At 44.4% G+C, this 19,029-nt stretch carries 16 protein-coding genes; 5 read left to right on the forward strand and 11 right to left on the reverse strand.

Going from position 1 to position 19,029, the window contains the following annotated elements:
• Positions 1-145 precede the first annotated feature (145 nt).
• On the forward strand, positions 146-1,126 hold the full coding sequence (locus ACI2IW_RS06085; protein WP_404693035.1) for an Hsp33 family molecular chaperone HslO: 981 nt from the start codon (positions 146-148) through the stop codon (positions 1,124-1,126).
• An 84-nt stretch (positions 1,127-1,210) separates the two neighbouring features.
• On the opposite strand, the gene ACI2IW_RS06090 is transcribed toward ACI2IW_RS06085, so the two are convergent.
• The 10 genes from ACI2IW_RS06090 to ACI2IW_RS06135 all read right to left on the reverse strand — a co-directional run bounded on the left by ACI2IW_RS06090 (position 1,211) and on the right by ACI2IW_RS06135 (position 12,874).
• Positions 1,211-2,704 (reverse strand): alpha/beta fold hydrolase, encoded by a 1,494-nt coding sequence (locus tag ACI2IW_RS06090; protein ID WP_404693036.1) that lies wholly within the window; start codon positions 2,702-2,704, stop codon positions 1,211-1,213.
• 236 nt (positions 2,705-2,940) lie between these two features.
• Positions 2,941-5,157, reverse strand: a complete 2,217-nt coding sequence (locus tag ACI2IW_RS06095; RefSeq protein ID WP_404693037.1) for a PhoX family protein — start codon at positions 5,155-5,157, stop codon at positions 2,941-2,943.
• Between the two features lie 296 nt (positions 5,158-5,453).
• A complete protein-coding gene (locus ACI2IW_RS06100; RefSeq protein ID WP_201568416.1) occupies positions 5,454-6,170 on the reverse strand; it encodes a fumarylacetoacetate hydrolase family protein in 717 nt (238 codons plus the stop codon).
• Between the two features lie 136 nt (positions 6,171-6,306).
• A complete protein-coding gene (locus ACI2IW_RS06105) occupies positions 6,307-7,032 on the reverse strand; it encodes an ABC transporter permease (RefSeq protein ID WP_404693038.1) in 726 nt (241 codons plus the stop codon).
• Between the two features lie 12 nt (positions 7,033-7,044).
• A complete protein-coding gene (locus ACI2IW_RS06110) occupies positions 7,045-7,779 on the reverse strand; it encodes an ABC transporter permease (RefSeq protein ID WP_057758316.1) in 735 nt (244 codons plus the stop codon).
• 436 nt (positions 7,780-8,215) lie between these two features.
• Complete coding sequence (locus ACI2IW_RS06115; protein WP_404693039.1) at positions 8,216-9,163, reverse strand: ABC transporter substrate-binding protein; 948 nt, start codon at positions 9,161-9,163, stop codon at positions 8,216-8,218.
• Positions 9,164-9,235: 72 nt separating this feature from the next.
• Positions 9,236-10,132 carry a transporter substrate-binding domain-containing protein gene (locus ACI2IW_RS06120; protein WP_101205565.1) on the reverse strand — a complete coding sequence of 299 codons (897 nt, stop codon included), beginning with the start codon at positions 10,130-10,132 and terminating at the stop codon, positions 9,236-9,238.
• A gap of 152 nt (positions 10,133-10,284) precedes the next feature.
• Positions 10,285-11,085 carry a transporter substrate-binding domain-containing protein gene (locus ACI2IW_RS06125; RefSeq protein WP_404693040.1) on the reverse strand — a complete coding sequence of 267 codons (801 nt, stop codon included), beginning with the start codon at positions 11,083-11,085 and terminating at the stop codon, positions 10,285-10,287.
• A 337-nt stretch (positions 11,086-11,422) separates the two neighbouring features.
• Complete coding sequence (locus tag ACI2IW_RS06130; RefSeq protein ID WP_057758311.1) at positions 11,423-12,220, reverse strand: ABC transporter ATP-binding protein; 798 nt, start codon at positions 12,218-12,220, stop codon at positions 11,423-11,425.
• A 348-nt stretch (positions 12,221-12,568) separates the two neighbouring features.
• Positions 12,569-12,874 carry a hypothetical protein gene (locus ACI2IW_RS06135; protein WP_165598284.1) on the reverse strand — a complete coding sequence of 102 codons (306 nt, stop codon included), beginning with the start codon at positions 12,872-12,874 and terminating at the stop codon, positions 12,569-12,571.
• 431 nt (positions 12,875-13,305) lie between these two features.
• On the opposite strand from ACI2IW_RS06135, the gene ACI2IW_RS06140 reads away from it, so the two are divergent.
• The 4 genes from ACI2IW_RS06140 to gltS all read left to right on the forward strand — a co-directional run bounded on the left by ACI2IW_RS06140 (position 13,306) and on the right by gltS (position 17,345).
• Entirely contained in the window at positions 13,306-14,607 is a 1,302-nt protein-coding gene (locus ACI2IW_RS06140) for a glutamate-5-semialdehyde dehydrogenase (protein ID WP_404693041.1), read from the forward strand.
• 121 nt (positions 14,608-14,728) lie between these two features.
• Positions 14,729-15,481, forward strand: coding sequence for a ribonuclease domain-containing protein (locus ACI2IW_RS06145; protein ID WP_404693042.1), 753 nt, complete (start codon positions 14,729-14,731; stop codon positions 15,479-15,481).
• Position 15,482: 1 nt separating this feature from the next.
• A complete protein-coding gene (locus tag ACI2IW_RS06150; RefSeq protein ID WP_404693043.1) occupies positions 15,483-15,932 on the forward strand; it encodes a barstar family protein in 450 nt (149 codons plus the stop codon).
• 138 nt (positions 15,933-16,070) lie between these two features.
• Positions 16,071-17,345, forward strand: coding sequence for a sodium/glutamate symporter (gene gltS, locus ACI2IW_RS06155; RefSeq protein WP_057758303.1), 1,275 nt, complete (start codon positions 16,071-16,073; stop codon positions 17,343-17,345).
• Positions 17,346-17,480: 135 nt separating this feature from the next.
• Here gltS and ACI2IW_RS06160 read toward each other — a convergent pair whose 3' ends face one another.
• Positions 17,481-19,016, reverse strand: a complete 1,536-nt coding sequence (locus ACI2IW_RS06160) for a sodium:alanine symporter family protein (protein ID WP_296209558.1) — start codon at positions 19,014-19,016, stop codon at positions 17,481-17,483.
• Positions 19,017-19,029: the final 13 nt, after the last annotated feature.

The raw sequence follows: 19,029 nt of genomic DNA on the forward strand, positions 1-19,029 counted from the left end.
AGTTTTGTACAGACAGCTGCTTGGTTTTTTAAGCCTATTATTAACTTTTGCTGCTTATAATCATCAAAACAGTCTACTAAGTGAGATTGATAAATCGGCAGTAATCCCCATAAAGCAAACAACTTCTCTATACTACAAATGACTTATGACTCAAGATATCCAAGTCCCAAATACGGACAGCCAAACTACTGGCAATCATGGCAGCAACGACATTCGCCAACGTTTCTTCGTTGAAGACTCGCCTGTGCGCGGTGATGTGGTACGCCTATCACGCAGCTACGCGAGCACGATTGCACAAAAGCCCTACCCTGAAGCCATTAAACGCTTATTGGGTGAGATGCTGACGGCAGCGAGTTTGCTAATCAGTACGGTAAAAATCAACGGCCGCCTATCTATTCAGTTGCAGTCATCAGACAGTGACAGCTTACTAAACTGGGCAATGGCAGAATGCGATCAAGACGGTATCATTCGTGCACTTGCTAGCTGGAAAGGCGAGACGGATGAGCAGGTACAAGCGTGGGACAATATGACCCATGCCAAAGAAGCGTTTGCTGAACTTGGTGCGATGGGACAAGGCGTATTGTTTATCAATATTCAGCCTAATGGCGGTGAGCCATACCAAGGTATCGTTGAGCGTAGCCACGACAATCTAGCGGACTGCTTAGCGCATTATCAAAAGCAATCAGCACAGATTCCAACGTTGATTAACTTGGCATCTGATGGCCTGCAAGCTGGTGGTATCTTGGTACAAATGCTACCGCGTACTGCTGAAGAAACGTCTGAAGTCGAGCAAAATCAAGATGCGGGTATCGACGATGATTTATGGACGCGTTTGTCTGTATTGACGCGTACGGTCAAACCAGAAGAACTAACAACGCTGGACGCTAACGAAATACTCTATCGCTTGTATCATGAAGAAAACATCGTGGCACCTGAGCCTGCGCCTCTATCATTTGGCTGCACTTGCTCACGCGAGAAGTGTGAAATAGCAATCGAGCAAATCGGCGAAGCGGAAGCATTAGATATCGTCGAAGAGCAAGGCGGTACATTTGAAATGGATTGCGGATTCTGCGGTGAAGTCTATAAGTTCAATCAAGATGATGTAGCAGCAATATTTGCTGAGTAAGCTTTCTTACTTGCTATAAATCAGTTTTTATAAAAAAACCCTCAAGCGTCATGCTTGAGGGTTTTTGTTTTTCACATTAAATCACTACACCGCTACATCTAAACTTCTAGGATAAGAGTGTATGCGCGGACGTCCAGCATAGTCACTTCGACCATTATCAAGTAGCCATTCAACCACTTGTTCGCGTACTCTTCTACTATGAATTAAGTTCATATGATTGACGCCGTAGAATACCGCTTTGTGACCATCTGGCACAAACAAAGCATGCTCAGCGTCATCCTCACCTAAGGCTGAAGCTACCGATACCAAACTGTCTCCTAGCAAATCAGTCACTTTAGAATCATAATGCGTCTCAAGCAACGCACTAGCGACAAAGTAAGTTTTGATACCACTTGGCAACCGTGCAGGATGGCGGAAGTCTTGTGGTAGGACACTACGTCCTTCTAATGCTTTCCAATCTGCATCACGAATACTGCCATGACGTAGATCAATGATACCGGCACTGCGCATATCACCGAGCTTGGCCAGTGAGCCTGCAAATGGCAGCTTGGCAATGATGTCTTGCACATAATTACCGATACGCTCAAGGACTGCCCCATGGTGCGGCGAACCTAGCGTGATGAGATTGCCCACGCGTTTTATCCAGTCTAGGCGATCTTGCTCACCATAAAACAGTGCACTGCGAGAAACCAAACCGCCCATACTATGTCCAACCAGATCTATCTGACTGATATTTGGGTTGTCATCGACCAGCGCTTGTAGCAATTGAGAGAACTTACGACCGCTACGTGAGATACGTCGACCCGTATTGTAATCCAAATACAGCACCGTGGTATCAGGCTGGCTGATATGAATGGCCTCACCTAAATTATTATCCACTTGGGCTTGCCAGCTTAAATGACTCATGCATAGACCATGGCACAAAATAACGATACGGCCTGATAGCACTTCATTTTGTGGCTTGCCGTCCTGAGTGTATAACATCATTGGAATGGCGAGCGCATTTTGATTGTTGACAAGATGATCACCCATGACACCATTGAGTACATTGACCAGCTTTTTTAGTGAGTCTGGTAGTGGCTGCACTGACTTTTGGAGAATTAGGTTTTTGTATATGCGTAGTACAGACGCCAGATTGTTACCGACCATTTGCATGACATGACGTATCGTGCCATAGATACGTCCAGTAAATCCGCGCGACCATTTATTTAAATGTTTGTCATTGAATCGGCCTAGCGGACGCAAAATAACTTCACGGTGAATAGCTTCTACGATTTCTGTAATCTCAACCACACCCATGGTGGCAAGCTGCGCCAATCCTTCAAAAAAATCAGCCAAAGATACAGGTGTTTTGTTGATTTCATCACTGTCATCCGAATCTGCTAGTAGCTTAACCAGTTCATCCATATCGATGGCTTCGAGTTGGTCGATTTGCTCATATAGATGACTGTGTAGCGGTACACTCGCGTCTGGGACAAAATGCGCATCGAGCTCGTGATGAGTACGAGTATAGCTGCTATCGTTTTGAGCGTCGCTGTCACTAACACTGTCGTTATAAAACATCTTTGGACTGCTCATAATATTTGCACATTCAGCGAGAAAAGTAATGGTCTATATTATCCTGTAACGGCAGCAAATAGAAGCGAATGGTTTGACTTTAGAGCGGGATGACGACTAGCAGAGCCAGATGAGTGATAGACGGTCTCTTTAACTATTAAATCAATATAATAATAAAAAATCCCAAGCCTTCACTTGGGATTCTTATGGTTATGAGTACTCTGGTTGTGTCTAATATACGCCTACAGCTTATCCATCTACGTCGTACTATCAGCCGTATCAAATGATTCTGCCAGAATGACATCGCCATCCTCGCGAGTAATCATCACAGTCGCTGAGCGAGGAATACTACCGCCAGCGACAGCGCCCCATGTGTTACCAGGATGCTGGATGTTGATAAACAGCGTTTTGAAATCTGGTGCCATGGTAATACCTGTTACTTCGCATCCTTCAGGACCAACAAAGAATCGTTTAATATTGTCATTGCTAGCAGATGTGCCGACTCGGGTTGACTGCCCTGCCGATGTGGTCGTCATCGTTCCATCACTGACCTTACCCGGTAGAGCCGCGAGCAACATACAGCTACTGGTATCGGTATAAGCGCCGTCATCTGTCTGAATCCATAAGACACCGCGCGGGTCAAAATATAGCCCATCAGGTGAAGAGAAGTCATTATTGTCATTTAACTGAGAGAGGTTTTCTGCTGATAAATCACTTGGCGCACCAAACAGATAGATATCCCATTCGAAGCTTGTTGCGGCATGGTCACCGCCTGCTTCTGCCCAGCGAATAATATGGCCATTATCATTACCAAGCGCTTTTCCGCTTGACTGATAGCTACGCGGATTGGAAGCTGAGACAGGCTGGTCGTCACGTACGCCGCGATATTTGTTATTGGTTAATGTCACGTAGACATCGCCCGTCATGGGACTGACCGATACCCATTCAGGTCGATCCATCTTAGTAGCACCAGCAGCATCGGCAGCAGCACGAGCAAAGACCAATACTTCATCCTGTCCATTGAACGGCAGTACACTATTAAAAACATCCAGTCCGTTTTGACCGTGGACGAGAGCTTTCCACTCACCGCTACCATCTTCGTTAAATACCGCCACATATAGCGTGCCGTCATTCAGATATTTGTCACCTGCTTTTAGTCCACCGCCTATGTCCGAGTTTGACCACATCGCTTTGGAGACAAACTTATAAATGTACTCACCTCGGGCGTCATCACCCATATAGAAGACTACTGGCTTACCTTGCTCGACAGGAGCATACGCGCAGTTTTCATGAGCGAATCGGCCCAGTGCGGTACGTTTCTGCGGTATAGAGTTTTGGTCAAATGGGTCAATTTCAGTAATATAACCGAAAGTGTTAAAGCCGTAGCGATAATCTTCAGCAGCACTGGCACCGACTGCGGTCATATCCCAGCGTGAGAACTCGTCTGCTATTTTGGCATCCTTTGCCTCTGGGGTATGCCATAAATACTCCCAACCTGGGAAGTCCTCCACCGCACCGTAGCGCTCGCGCGCATAGTTATCACCAGCGCTCAATTGGCTGGCATCTTGTCCACGGGCAAACACACCTAAGAAGTTCTCTTCGGTAGTCAGATAAGTACCCCAAGGTGACAGACCTGCGCCGCAGTTGTTATTGATACCACGAGTCTGATAGCCTGTCGGATCAAACTTGGTCTTGACCAGAGCAGAACCTGCCACAGGGCCAGCCAATTGTGCTGTTGTACTACTGGTAATGCGGCGATTGTATTTAGAATCAGGTACCATCTCATAACCCATACCATCTGCACGGCGAGTTAACTCAACCACCGAGACGCCATGACAATTGACTTCACGGCGGACGTCGCTTGCGAGACGGCGGTTTTGAAAAATAGGCGCAGCATCGTTATCTTGAGTGACGTAATAGCCAAATGGACTAAGCTCACTGCTGTTGACGTATTCGTGGTTCATGACTAGCAAGCTGTTTTCTGACGCTTTGGCATCGTAAGCGTTACCGTTTTTGCCAAAGAACCACATCCCATCATGATTGTCACCCATACGCCATTCAAATGACTCTGCTGATTGCTCGCGATTGTCTTTCCAATCCTCGATACCAGAATTCAGCGGCGTACCAAGCGGTAATATCATCTCTGCCTTGTAGCCTGCTGCTACGGTCATTGTCTCTGCTGTTGAATGCGCGACTGCCTCAAACTTTAAGGTATCAGGACGCTTTAAATCACCTTGTGCAGGGATAGCGGCATTATCGTCATCACCAACAATACTGCTATCGTCGTCTTCACTACAACCGACCAAAGGTAATGCGCCAAAAAACGCAGCAGCCGTCAACCCTGTGCCACCTTTTAGGATACTACGGCGGTTCAATCGACGATTGATAATCGTCTGAAAGTCAGTATTATTAGTAGGATTTGAGTCTTCAACCACTTCGTGGGCAAGCGTTCGCTCATTGTTCAATAATGTCATTATCAGTCACCTTGCTATTAGGCTAGATTGGCAGAGAGTTGATCGCGGCTTTCTCATTACGACCACAAAAATACGAATTCCGCTTAAGTCTACTCAACCTTTATGACATTACGCTGAACAATAGGTGACAAACTGATGACAATCGACTGTACTGATGATTCTTGAGAAACAAAATAATTTTAAGATAGAATTGTTTGGCCGTTAGCAAATTTAAAAAATAAATATAAAGGCTTAAAAGTAAAAACCCCAAGCAATTGCTCGGGGTTTTTAATATGCGTTTGTTATTGCAATCAAGCTTACTGTACTTGTGATACCCATTCATGAGCACCCAGTTTTAGCTTCAACTGATCACCTGCTTGCAACACACCAACGCCGCTTGGCGTACCAGTCATAATCACATCACCTGCTTGCAAGCTAAAGGCGTGGCTAATATTGACCAGCAATTCATAGACAGGAAATAGCATTAAGGCACTATCGCCATCTTGCGTTAACTTATCATTGATAGATAGCTGATACTGTACACTTTGCAGATTGCCAAACGCTTGTGGGTCGAGCCAATCAGCAAGGACGCAAGCTCCGTCAAAACACTTAGCACGCTCCCACGGATGACCTTTTTCTTTTAGCTTGCTTTGCAAATCACGCAAGGTCAAATCCAGTCCTAATGTCACGCCACCAATGGCTTGCTTAGCTTGCTCAATCGTCGCCCTAGATAAATCAGCTGATAGCTGAATACATAGCTCGGCCTCGTAGTGAGTCTCGCCAAATAACTCTGGACTTGGGCGAACCACATCACCACGGATAGAGACCACTGAAGACGCAGGTTTCATAAACAGTATCGGTGTGGTTGGTACTTCATTGCCCAACTCTGCAGCATGTGCCGCATAGTTGCGACCGACACAGACGACTTTACCAATAGAAGCACGTAATCTTTCATTATGATTGATAGCGCCCTGCTCGGCATTGACACCAGCTGCAATGGCGTTCGCTAATGACTCGTGTGGCGATTGGCTCATACTAAACTCTCCCTGTAAATGATGGCTATTTTATCAGCAGTCCATACTATATTGTCTACAGTGACTTTGACGATTTTTAGTTGCTAACTGCTAACTGCTAACTGCTAACTGCTAACTGCTAACTGCTAACTGCTAACTATGGAATCGTATTGGTCACCACATCTGGTGGTACATAACTGGCGTAGCGGTTCATACGTTTTTCAAACATTCTAAAGCTAAACAAGATAACCCATGACAGCAGTAGATAGACGATACCAGCGGCAAAGAATAGCTCCATCAAGGTATAGGTACGCGCACTAATCGTACGAGCCACACCTGTGATATCCATCAATGCAATAGTCGAAGCGAGCGCACTACCTTTTAGCATAAAGATAACTTCGTTACTGTACGCTGGAATCACAATACCAAATGCGCGCGGCAGCGTAACGCGTGTTAGCTTTTGCCATTTTGACATACCAAGCGCATCAGCAGCTTCAAGCTCTCCAATCGGAATCGTCTGAATCGCACCGCGTATAATCTCTGCGAGATAAGCACTGGTATTCAGGGTAAAGGCGATGATGGCGCACCAATATGCTTGGCTAAGTACTGGCTCCCACAAGAACGACTCGCGTACGGCCTCAAATTGACCTAAACCATAATAAATCAGGAATATCTGTACCAGCAGCGGCGTACCACGGAAAAAGAAGATATACAGGAATGGTAGTATCTGTACCACCCAATTCTTAGACAGTCGTAATAACGCCAAAACCAAACCAAACAGCAATCCAATCACACCTGAAAACAAAACCAGCTGTACGGTCAATACCGCGCCACCTAGTAAATCAGGGATATGGTCAAAAATGACCTGCCAATTCCAATCCATAGTATCTCTCCTCTACCCTATGGTCGATTGACTGTGAGTGGATTGACGGCTTATCTTTTTGGCATAGCGTGCCGCAGGATTGGCGCGCCACTCAAGCCACATCATAAAGCCAGTAATCAACATGGTCAGACCCAAATAAATAATCGCTGCTGCCATATAAAAGGTAAACGGCTGCTGTGTAGACTGTGCTGCACGCGATGACTGATACATGATGTCTTTGAGACCCACGACCGATACCAATGCGGTATCTTTGAGCAGTACCAGAAATAAATTTCCCAGACCTGGCAAAGCAATCTGCCACACTTGCGGCAACGTGATGCGATAAAAAGTCTGAAAAGGACGCATACCAATCGCTTGCGCAGCCTCTCGCTGCCCTACTGGAATCTCTTGAATGGACATGCGAAAAATCTCAGTCGCATACGCACCAAAAGCAATAGACAGCGCCATGACACCACCCCAAAAAGCGCTAATCTCGACATAGTCGTTATAGCCGAACTTTTTGAGGATGCTCATCAATAAAATAGAGCCGCCATAGTAAATAAAGAGCACCAATAGCAGCTCAGGAATACCGCGCATCGTCGCAGTATAGACAGTCGCAAGTTTACGCAGCAACCAGATATTGGACATCTTTGCGGTTGCGCCGAGCAAGCCTAAAGCCAAACCAATAATTAAACTGGTCACAGCTAGCTGTATGGTGACGGTAGCGCCGCTTAATAAAAGCGCGCCAAATCCTTGTAAGTCAAACACGATTATCCACTCAGTCTCTTTATATTAGCAATTTGCAAAATATGAGTTAAAAGAATCAGCATCAATAGCTGAACGCGGCGAAACACCGTATTTTATACCAAATCAATAGGGATGGTCGGCATCAAAAAATGACGTCAGAAGAATACGATTAACGCTGCGATAATTGACACAGTAGAAATGAGCGCTGATTTTATCATATTCACTCGCCGTGATGTTAATACTGACGCGTAAAAGCTGCGCCTAAACCGTACTTAAACAGACACTTGCCTCTAGAGGCATACAATAAGCCGACTAAATTTGAGCAAAATTGATAGGCGGCTATTATGTATATTCTTTGATATAACGGCAAATAAAAAAGGACATCACCATGATGGCGATATCCTTTTATTGATCAAAACAATATTTTTTGACTGCTATCTTTAATTCCTGTTCGCTATTAACTAGCGTTTTCTGTCGCTGGTTGCTCGGCAGTATTTGTATCTGCGCCTGTATTTGCGTCTTCATCAACTGTGCTCGTTGCAGATGCTGGCACCGCAAAGTACTTTTGATTGATTTTATCGTAAGTACCATTAGCTTTTATATTGGCAAGAGACTGATTAATCTTTGCTTGTAGCGGATCGCCTGGGCGTACCGCTATCGCAAAGTTATCATTAATATCGATTTCATCACCTTTTAGCGCATATTTGCTACCAGCATTTGAGCTCAGCCATTCTATCGCAGGCAGCTTATCAGAAATCATCGCATCGACACGGTTTGAACCGAGATCCAAAAACGCATTGCTCAACGTATCATAAAGCTTCATATCGGCTTTTGGATACGTGTCTTCTAGCCACTGTGATGAGATAGTTGAACGCTGTGCAGCAATAGAATGCGAGTCGATATCACTGTTGTTACTAGGGTCAAAGCTGCTGTCTTTTTTGGCCAAAAAAACCAAGGCATTGCTAAAGTACGGATCGGTAAAGCTCACCTGCTGCGAACGCTCTGGAGTAACAGACATCGCGGCTACGATTGCATCGTACTTACCCGCTTTTAGACCAGGGATAATACCGTCCCAGTCCTGCGCCACAATCTCACAGGTCACCTGCATATCCGCACAGAGTGCATTTGCTATCTCAACATCAAAACCACCCAGTGTCCCATCGGCATTGGTATAGTTAAAAGGCGCATAGGCCCCTTCTGTACCGATACGTAATACATCACCTGTAGAGGCTGCCGTTGTTTCGGTAGCCTCTGGATTGGTATCAGCGGCATTCTCTTGGCTATTGCTACAGCCAGCAACAGTAAAGGCCGTCGCTAGTGCAAACAATGACATAGACAGACGACTGGCTACATTAATGTTAAATTTGCCAGTCGTGGTACAGATTGGGGCACAATGGTTGCTCATGATCATCCTTGGTTTTTTCTTGAGTAAACAACACGTCTTCAAACAACAGCAGTCAAACTGCTAGATATAGTATTAGTTAGCTGGCGCTTCTTCTTCAGCGACCATTACTTCTTCGACACTATCAGTTGTTGCCACCGCTTTTTGTGCTGCAGCCGTTGAGCTAGTACCAAAATAGCTACCCGTGATTTGATCATAGGTGCCGTTGTCTTTTAGCTCAGCCAATGCTGCATTGAACTTAGCAACTAACGGATCGCCTTTACGGAAGGCAATACCCATTGCATCATCATTGGTGCTGATTTCTTCACCTTTAACTTCGTAGCCTTTGCCTGCGTCTGTTTTTAACCAGTCGATACCCGTTACTTTGTCAGACATCATACCGCGCACGCGACCTGAGGTCAGATCTAAATAAGCATTGTCTTGCGTATCGTATAGTTTGATATCAGCATCTGCATGCTCGTCTTGTAGGTATTGCGAGGCAACAGTTGAGCGCTGTGAGGCAATTGGTAGACCTGTTAGCGACTCTACGCTTAAGTCATCACCTTTTTTGCCGATCAAGATGATACCGCTATGGAAGTAAGGGTCACTGAAATCAACCACTTCTTTACGCTCAGGCGTGATAGACATACCTGCGATAGCTGCGTCAAATTTCTGTGCGTTAAGCCCTGGAATCAAACCATCCCAATCTTGAGAGATGACTTCACACTCAGCTTTCATTTGTGCACATAATGCGTCAACCAGCTCAATCTCGTAACCAATCAGTTTGCCATCTGCATCGGTATAACTAAAAGGCTTATAGCTTGATTCTGTCGCGATTTTGATATTTAAAGGCGCTTCAGTAGCGGTATCAGCTTCAGCATTTTCTGCTGGTGCTGAGCTATTGTTACAACCTGCCAGCATTAGCATTGCTGCGCTAAGCGGTGCTAGCCACAATGCTTTTTTGCTCATTGATGATGTCATTGAAATTGTCATAAGTTTTATTCCTTAATATATTTACCAGCTGTATCGTCAATCACTGCTTGCTGATTTATGCTTATAAACACCGTTTATTTGAAACATGCTTGGTTTTAAGCATTATTCGCATCAAACGTTACTTGTTCTAAGCATAAATCTTCAGTGAGTCATTATTGACCAAAGTTCATCTGCTCAAGACGTGCAAGCTCACCGTTACTACGGATTTCGCTCAATGCTTTGTCAAAGTCAGCTTTGAGTGAGTCACCTTTACGTACAGCAATGGCAATATTGTCATCGTTATCAATTTCATCACCAACGATACCGAAGCCCGCTGCATTTTCTGCTAACCATGATTTGGCAGAAACTTTTTCAGCCAATACGGCATCGCTACGACCAGATTTTAAATCTAGATAGGCATTGTCATAGTTGTCATATAGCTGAACTGTGTTGCCTTCTTTGCCTTCGTAGTTATCCTGTAGATAAGCACCTGGCGTAGTAGAGCGTTGACCACCAAGCGTTGCATCTTTAATCGCCATAGGATCAAAACCACCATTCGTATTGGTCAGCCATACCATTGTATTGGCAAAGTACGGCTCGCTGAAATCAACTTTTTCTTGACGCTCAGCAGTAATAGACATACCTGCAATCACCGCATCATATTTTTGTGCCAATAGACCAGGGATGATACCGTCCCAGTCCTGTGCAACGATTTCGCACTTGGCTTGCATTTGATCACACAAGGCATTGGCAACATCGATATCAAAACCTGCCAAGCTACCGTCGGCATTGGTGTAGTTGAATGGAGGGTAAGCGCCTTCGGTAGCGATACGAATGGTTTTACCAGTGGTTTCTGCTGCAGGGGCATCAGCGTTGGTATCGGTAGTTTCATCGGCAGGTTGGCTACAAGCGCTCAACATCAATGCAGCAGTAACGGTCATCGATGACCACAATAGGCGAGAATTCGACATCATACGTTCCTTAAATTCTGATGGGTTTTACATAAGTTTTTGACAGGATTTTCTGACTTAGGGTTCTGATATTTTGTTCTCTGACGTCCCTGCCAGACAAGCAATATAGATAGCAGAATAACAGACAGCCACGAGACGTGACGGCCTATAAACCTTTTGATAATACCTGAGTAAAATATCAAAAACAAACGTTTTGCATACTCATAGTTATCATTGGGCAATAAACAGTCAACAATGGTTACGTTACAGTGATTTTAAATATGGCAGGGCAAATGATGGCAAGAGCGTTGCCACCATCTGTATTGGACATGATATTAAGCAAAAAACTAATAGTTAACAACTAAGTAGGACGGTGTGATGCCATAAAGTCTTTGACACGCTCAGAGGTAGGGTTATCAAAGACTTGCTCAGGTGTGCCAATTTCTTCAACCACACCTTGATGTAAAAAGACGACTTTGCTTGATACTTCACGGGCAAAGCGCATTTCGTGAGTAACGATAAGCATCGTACGCCCCTCTTCTGCTAGTTCGCGCATTACTGCAAGCACTTCGTTGACCAGTTCAGGATCTAGCGCAGAGGTTGGTTCGTCAAATAATAGAACTTGTGGTTGCATAGCAAGTGCACGAGCGATTGCGACACGCTGACGCTGACCGCCAGATAAGTTAGCAGGATAAGCATCTTTTTTGTCGAGCAGGCCGACTTTATCAAGCAGTTTTTCTGCATCGCTAATCGCTTGGTCTTTTTTAATCTTTAAGACCTGCGTTGGCCCTTCGATAATATTTTGTAGAATTGTCTTGTGCGGCCATAGGTTGAAGTTCTGAAAGACAAACCCGACGCGAGCACGCAAGCTTTCTAGCTGTTTCACGTCTGCTGCTTGTAACTCACCTGATTTGGCAGGTTTTAGCATTAGCTCTTCATTACCAATCAAGATACGGCCATGATTGGGGTTTTCTAGAAGATTAATACAACGCAGCAACGTCGACTTACCTGAGCCAGATGAGCCCAAAATAGAGATAACATCGCCATCATAGGCAGTCAGGGATACCCCTTTCAATACCTCTAATGAGCCGTAGCTTTTATGGATGTCTTGTAAGTCTAGGGCGATAGGCCGAGTCGGGTTTTTTGCAGTATCAAGCATGGTTCAGCAGACTTCCAATAAATATGAGTGAAAACACGAATAAAATAAGAGCTATATCTATATATAGTACAAGCATCTAGATGCATTATCGTAATATGCCTGATGAGGCAAAGAGAAAAATGCCATATTGTCTCTTATTACGCAGTAAAAAGGCAAATATTGTATTTAACCAACGGGTTAATCAGCTTCTAACAAACCGCGAGTACAAAAAAGCCCAGACTGCATTTATCGCTCTGGGCTTTATTTTATCACTTTAGAATACGAGACGTTGTGTTATCTGATAACTGCCTATTTATAGTATGTGCTTAGTACATTTAATATGGCGCTAGTGCATTCTATAGCATGCGATTAGTACGTCGATACATGCTCTGAGTCTTCAGTACCATCCATCATATCTGCATCTTCTGCTGTCGCCACTGCCACATCATCGTTATTGGTAACGTCCATACCCTCATCATCGGCACTAGCAACGGCCACATCATCAGAGTCGCTCGCTGTTGCACTTTCTTCTACAGAGGTTTGAGCGTCTACAGTAGTATCAGCTTCAGTCTCCATTGGTGTGTCATCTTTTTTGCTACAAGCGCCTAATGCCAGAGCACCTGCTACCAAGCCAACCGTTAACCAATTTTTATAAGTTGTATTTTTCGTAGCCATGTTCGTTCTCCATCACTCATTATAATAAGATTAAGTACTACCTACTGATAGCCTTGCTGTTTTAATGCTTACTATACTGAGGATATCTCGCAGCTACCTTAGTATTTACAGCGCAATTCTGTTAAAAACACGTAAAGATATAGTGTAGTACTGATAACGCGCTTATTTTAAATAAACACCGCTTAGCATCAGCAATATTACTTTAAATAAGCCCCTACAAGAGCGCTGCAAAGCGGATTCTGTTCACAAAATCATCTTTACTATCGTCTCAATCTACTCTATGTTAAATAGCATAATGACCTACCGCTATCTAAGTAGGCATTCAAAACTTCTTCTTTTGCGACATTTTTCGCCTTTTTAGGTACTTTTACCTATATAAAACTGGGCGCTTTTAGTTATAAAAAACCTGTATCACATAAGGAAAATAATTTATGAGTCAATCGAATACTACGGATATTACGGCCTATATGCAGTCTGTCGGCAAGCAAGCACGAGCCGCTTCTCGCGCGCTGGCTGCTGCCAACACCGGCGATAAAAACTCAGCACTATTAGCCATTCATGATGAGCTGGTCAATGCCAAACAAGACATCTTGGCTGCCAATAAAATCGATATGGACAACGGTCAAAAAAACAATCTTGATAGCGCACTCCTCGACCGCTTGGAGCTAAACGAAGCACGATTTAACGGTATGCTACAAGGCCTTAAAGATGTCGCTAGCCTTCCTGATCCAATCGGTGAAGTCACTGACATGACCTATCAGCCATCGGGTATTCATTTGGGCAAAATGCGCGTGCCACTTGGTGTGGTCGGTATGATTTATGAGTCGCGCCCTAACGTGACTTTAGAGGCTGCCTCACTGGCGCTCAAATCAGGCAATGCCATTATTTTACGCGGTGGTTCTGAAGCCTTTGAGTCTAACCAAGCCATTGCCAAATGCATCATCGAAGGACTTAGCCATACTGATCTATCGGAACATAGCGTGCAAGTGCTACAGACGACCGATCGTGCAGCCGTTGGTGAGCTGATTACCATGACTGAATACGTCGATGTCATCGTCCCACGTGGTGGTAAAGGTCTGATTGCGCGTATCAGTAACGATGCAAAAGTACCTGTAATTAAGCATTTAGACGGTAACTGCCATACCTTTATCGATAGTGATGCAGATCCTGAGATTGCGATTAAAGTCAGTGTCAATGCCAAAACACATCGCTACGGCACTTGTAATACAATGGAGACGCTACTGGTCGATGAAGCAGTCGCTAATGAGCTATTACCTAAAATAGCAGAAGCCATCGTCGCGGCTGATGACGCAATGCAACTACGCCTTGATGACAAATCACAAGCTATCCTAAATGAAAATGCTAAGCTTAAAGGTCATCTATCAGCTGCCACCTCTGAGGATTGGGATACTGAATACTTAGCTCCTATCCTAGCGGTAAAAGTGGTCGCAGGTATTGATGAGGCGATTGAACATATCAATACGCACGGCAGCCATCATACCGATGTCATCATCACTGATAACTATACCAAGTCGCAGCGCTTCATCCGTGAAGTGGACTCGGCTAGCGTCATGATTAACGCTTCTAGCCGTTTTGCTGATGGTTTCGAATACGGTCTCGGTGCTGAGATTGGTATCTCAACGGACAAAATCCATGCGCGTGGTCCTGTCGGTCTTGAAGGTCTGACTTCGCAAAAATGGATCGTTTATGGGCATGGCGAAACCCGTGCTTAATCATACCAGCATTCACTATCAAAACGAGTAATCAAAAACGTCAGCAATTATGCTGGCGTTTCTTCGTTTGAATCATAAGTATTTTAGTTAAGGCATTTAAATTATAGGGAGCGGTACGACCATGCAAAGTGGCAAGATTAAGCACTGGAATGAAGATAAAGGCTACGGCTTTATCGATGTAGATAATCAAAGTGAAGATGTGTTCTTTCATATTAGCAAAGCAAGACTGGCGAAGCCTATAACGGTTGGTCAAAGTGTCTACTTTAACAGTGCCCGTAACGACAAAAACCAATTGAGAGCCACTGAAGTGACCTCGTCTTCATTGAGCCTTGACCAAGATACTGCATCAGATATTCCAAGCTATACCCCTACTAATGCTAATAGAAATAGCAATCAACGCACTCGTAACTCAAATCGTAGCAGTCACAATAGCAAACCCAATAAAAGAAGCTTAGGCTCTACGCTATTTAGCCTTATCGCTATAATCGCCGTCGCTTTCTATTTTTTTGGCGATTTAAATTCGACATTGTTTGCTGATAGCATCGAGTCGACAACGGTATCGCAGGACGTAAATAATAATACAAGCCAAGTCGCCCGTGCTGGTATAACAGGTGATGCACAGGTCGATAATACGATTGCGCTTATTCAGCAAGGCGGCCCGTTTCCTTATCCAAATAAAGATGGTACGACCTTTTATAACCGTGAAGGCAGACTACCCGTCCAGTCACAAGGCTACTACCGCGAATATACCGTGCCCACCCCTGGTGTCTCTCATCGCGGCGCACGGCGTATCGTCACAGGTGGTAACCCACCTACCGTCTATTACTTGACTGTCGACCATTATGATAGCTTCCAAAGACTACAGGTGCCTTAATATGAAAAAAGAAAATATGAACCAAGAGAATACGGACAAAGCCGATACGAATCGAGAAAGTATAAACCAAGCAATCCACTACGTTAATCAAAGCCATGTTAATCAAGACCACATTAACCAAAACGGTACAGCACTGGGTACTAGCATTCCTGCGCAGGCTGTTACTATAGCCGTAGGTGACACGCTCGAAAAAACTGAGCTATTGACGAGTTTGGCCAAGGCCTGTGACTTCCCTAGTTATTTTTCACACAACTGGGACAGTGCATGGGATTGTCTAACAGACAGTGAGGCAATTCATTTAAGGCTTGATTTAACAGACGTCAAAAGGATAAACACTGAGGACTTCAATGTCTTTAAAAGCATCATTGAGGATGCCTTTAGAGAATTTGGCAAACCACAATTGTGGATCATCGTGCCATCTGAGGATGAAGCTTATGCTTTAGAAAGTTAGTCGCTAACAGCTTATATATTGCAAGCCTGACCGCCGATAGTCACCGATAATTATTCGTCATCATAGAAACCTGAATTCGAGATAAAGCCATATTTATCCCGAATTCAGGTTAATTTATTTTATAGAAAGGATTAACCTATGGAGATTACCTTAAACGGTTATTACACCCTGATATTGGCCACCTTAGTGCTGCTACTTGGGCGGTTTTTGGTGCGAAGGGTCAAGTTTTTAGAAGACTTTAATATTCCAGAACCTGTTGCTGGTGGTTTGGTCGCGGCAATTGTTGTCTATGCTCTCAATATGGTTTGGGGATATAGTTTTAACTTTCATCAAGGATTACAGACCGCCACTATGTTGATGTTCTTTGCATCCATCGGTCTGAGCGCTGATTTTAGTCGATTAAAAGCAGGCGGTACACCATTACTGATTTTTACTATCGTTGTTTCAGTATTCATTGTATTGCAGGACGTCGTTGGTGTGGCTATGGCAAGTGCATTAGGACTTGATCCTTTGCTCGGTCTAGTGACAGGTTCTATCGCTCTAACGGGTGGTCATGGTACAGCAGGCGCTTGGGGAATCACGCTAGAACAAGACTACGGTGTGGTCGGTGCGACGACACTTGGTATCGCGGTTGCTACTTATGGTTTGGTCGCGGGTGGTATCGTTGGCGGTCCTGTTGCTCGTCGCTTGATTAATCGACTTGGATTAAAACCAACACCAGCCAACCCTGATCCTAGCGATATCGAAAAAGTTGCTGGTGCACAGTCGTTATATAGCACCAAACATGATGAAGAGTCTGCAGGTAGTAATAAAGATATCTTTGAAAGACCTGATAGCATGCGCTTTATCACCGCTTCTTCTACTATCGAAACCTTGGCACTATTCGCAGGTGCTTTGGCTTTTGCCGATGTGATGGCCATCGTTGCTGAAGGTACATGGTTTGAGCTGCCTACTTTCGTATGGGCACTGGCAGGCGGTGTCATCATTCGCAATGTACTGACGATGGTCTTCAATTTTGATATGTTTGACCGCTCAATTGATGTACTTGGTAATGCTTCTTTAAGCCTATTTTTAGCGATGGCATTATTGTCTTTAAAACTTTGGCAATTGACCGATTTGGCAGGTCCTGTACTAGTCATATTGGTCGTACAGACCATCATTATGATTATCTACGTTTACCTGATTACCTTTAAAATTATGGGTAAAGACTACGACGCGGCTGTATTGTCAGCGGGGCATTGTGGTTTTGGTATGGGTGCGACACCGACAGCGATTGCGAACATGCAGGCAGTCACTGATCGCTATCTGCCTTCACCTAAAGCATTCTTGATTGTGCCAATGGTAGGTGCGTTCTTCGTTGATATCGTTAATGCCACGATACTACAGATATTTACGAAGCTGCCGTTTATGTAGGCTGATGCTGTTACAGATCAAAACTTAATAGATATCTAACAAATAACAAATATTAGCCATCGAAAAGCCCGCCAAGACTTATCTTGGCGGGCTTTTTTAATTATCAAGTTATAACAGAGTGTTCAATCGAACCCATTATTTATACTTTTTAATTTCACCACTTTTCACACGCGCTATGAAAGAGTTAACCTCTCTTTTCACAATTGGCATCAAGAAGTACAGACCGATGATGTTAAAGATAGCCATAGCGAACAGAGCCGCATCTGAGAAGTCGATAACAAAGCTGAACTGTACGATGGTACCGATAACAACGAAGATTAAGAAGATAAGTTTGTATATCATCTCGCCGCCTTTACCTTCACCGAAGAGGTAAGTCCAAGCTTTTAGACCATAGTATGACCATGAAATCATCGTTGAGAAAGCAAATAATAATACCGCGACAGCTAGGAAATACTGGAAGATAGGCGCCGTCTCCATGAAGGCTGCACGGGTTAGATCCACACCAGTAAGCGCTTGGGTTTGTAAGTTTGCGGCAGTGTTGACCCCAGAGATAGTAATAACAAGCGCCGTCATCGTACAGATAACAACCGTATCAATGAAAGGCTCTAATAGCGCTACTAGACCTTCAGTAGCAGGCTCTTTGGTTTTTACTGCTGAGTGAGCAATAGCGGCTGAACCAACACCTGCTTCGTTAGAGAAAGTTGCACGTTTTAAACCTTGAATCAATGCGCCAATGAAGCCACCAGCCACACCAGCACCAGTGAAGGCACCCGAGAAAATCTCGCCAAATGCAGTACCGATATGATTAAAGTTAGCAATCAGTACGATTACCGCCATAGTAATGTATAACAAAGCCATAAAGGGTACGACTTTTTCGGTAACGGTTGCGATGCGCGGCATACCACCAATGATAACCATACCGACTAAAAATGCTAAGCCAATACCAAAGAATACACTGTAGTCCGTTGGAATGCTAAACGTAGAGCTCATGACTGCAAAGGCTTGGTTGCCTTGGAACATGTTACCAGCACCAAAGGTCGCCAATATACACATGAGTGCAAAACCAACAGCCAGAAACTTACCTAATCCGCCCATACCACGTTCAGCCATACCGCGGCTTAGGTAGTACATAGGTCCACCTGATACGACGCCAGAGGGTAGTACCGTACGGTATTTAACACCTAGCGTACATTCTACAAACTTAGTCGCCATACCGAATAGGCCGACCATAATCATCCAAAAGGTAGCACCAGGTCCACCAATAGCAAGTGCTGCACCAACGCCTGCGATATTACCAAGACCAACAGTACCTGATAACGCAGTAGCTAAGGCTTGAAAATGGCTGACCTCGCCTTCTTCTTTGTTGGCGGGATTGGGATCGGTATATTTGCCTCTAACAATATCTAAAGACAAGCCTATTTGGCGAAACTGAATAAATCCAAAGTAAAAAGTGAATACGAGTGCGGCAACTAATAACCAACCCACAATGAGCGGGAAGCTGACGTCTCCAAGAGGTACTGAAAAGAAAATAAGGTCGACGAACCAGCCGAATATATTGGCCATAAAGCCATCGAGACCTGCTCCAAATGCTGCTAAACCTGATTGTTCTGCTGCTTGCGCAAGAGTCGTGCTGAGTAATAGCATCGTTGCGACTAAAGATTGTTTTTTCATGTAAATCCCTCTA

This window comes from Psychrobacter sp. NPDC078501, assembly GCF_044900935.1.
In the GTDB taxonomy this organism is placed as follows: Bacteria; Pseudomonadota; Gammaproteobacteria; order Pseudomonadales; family Moraxellaceae; genus Psychrobacter.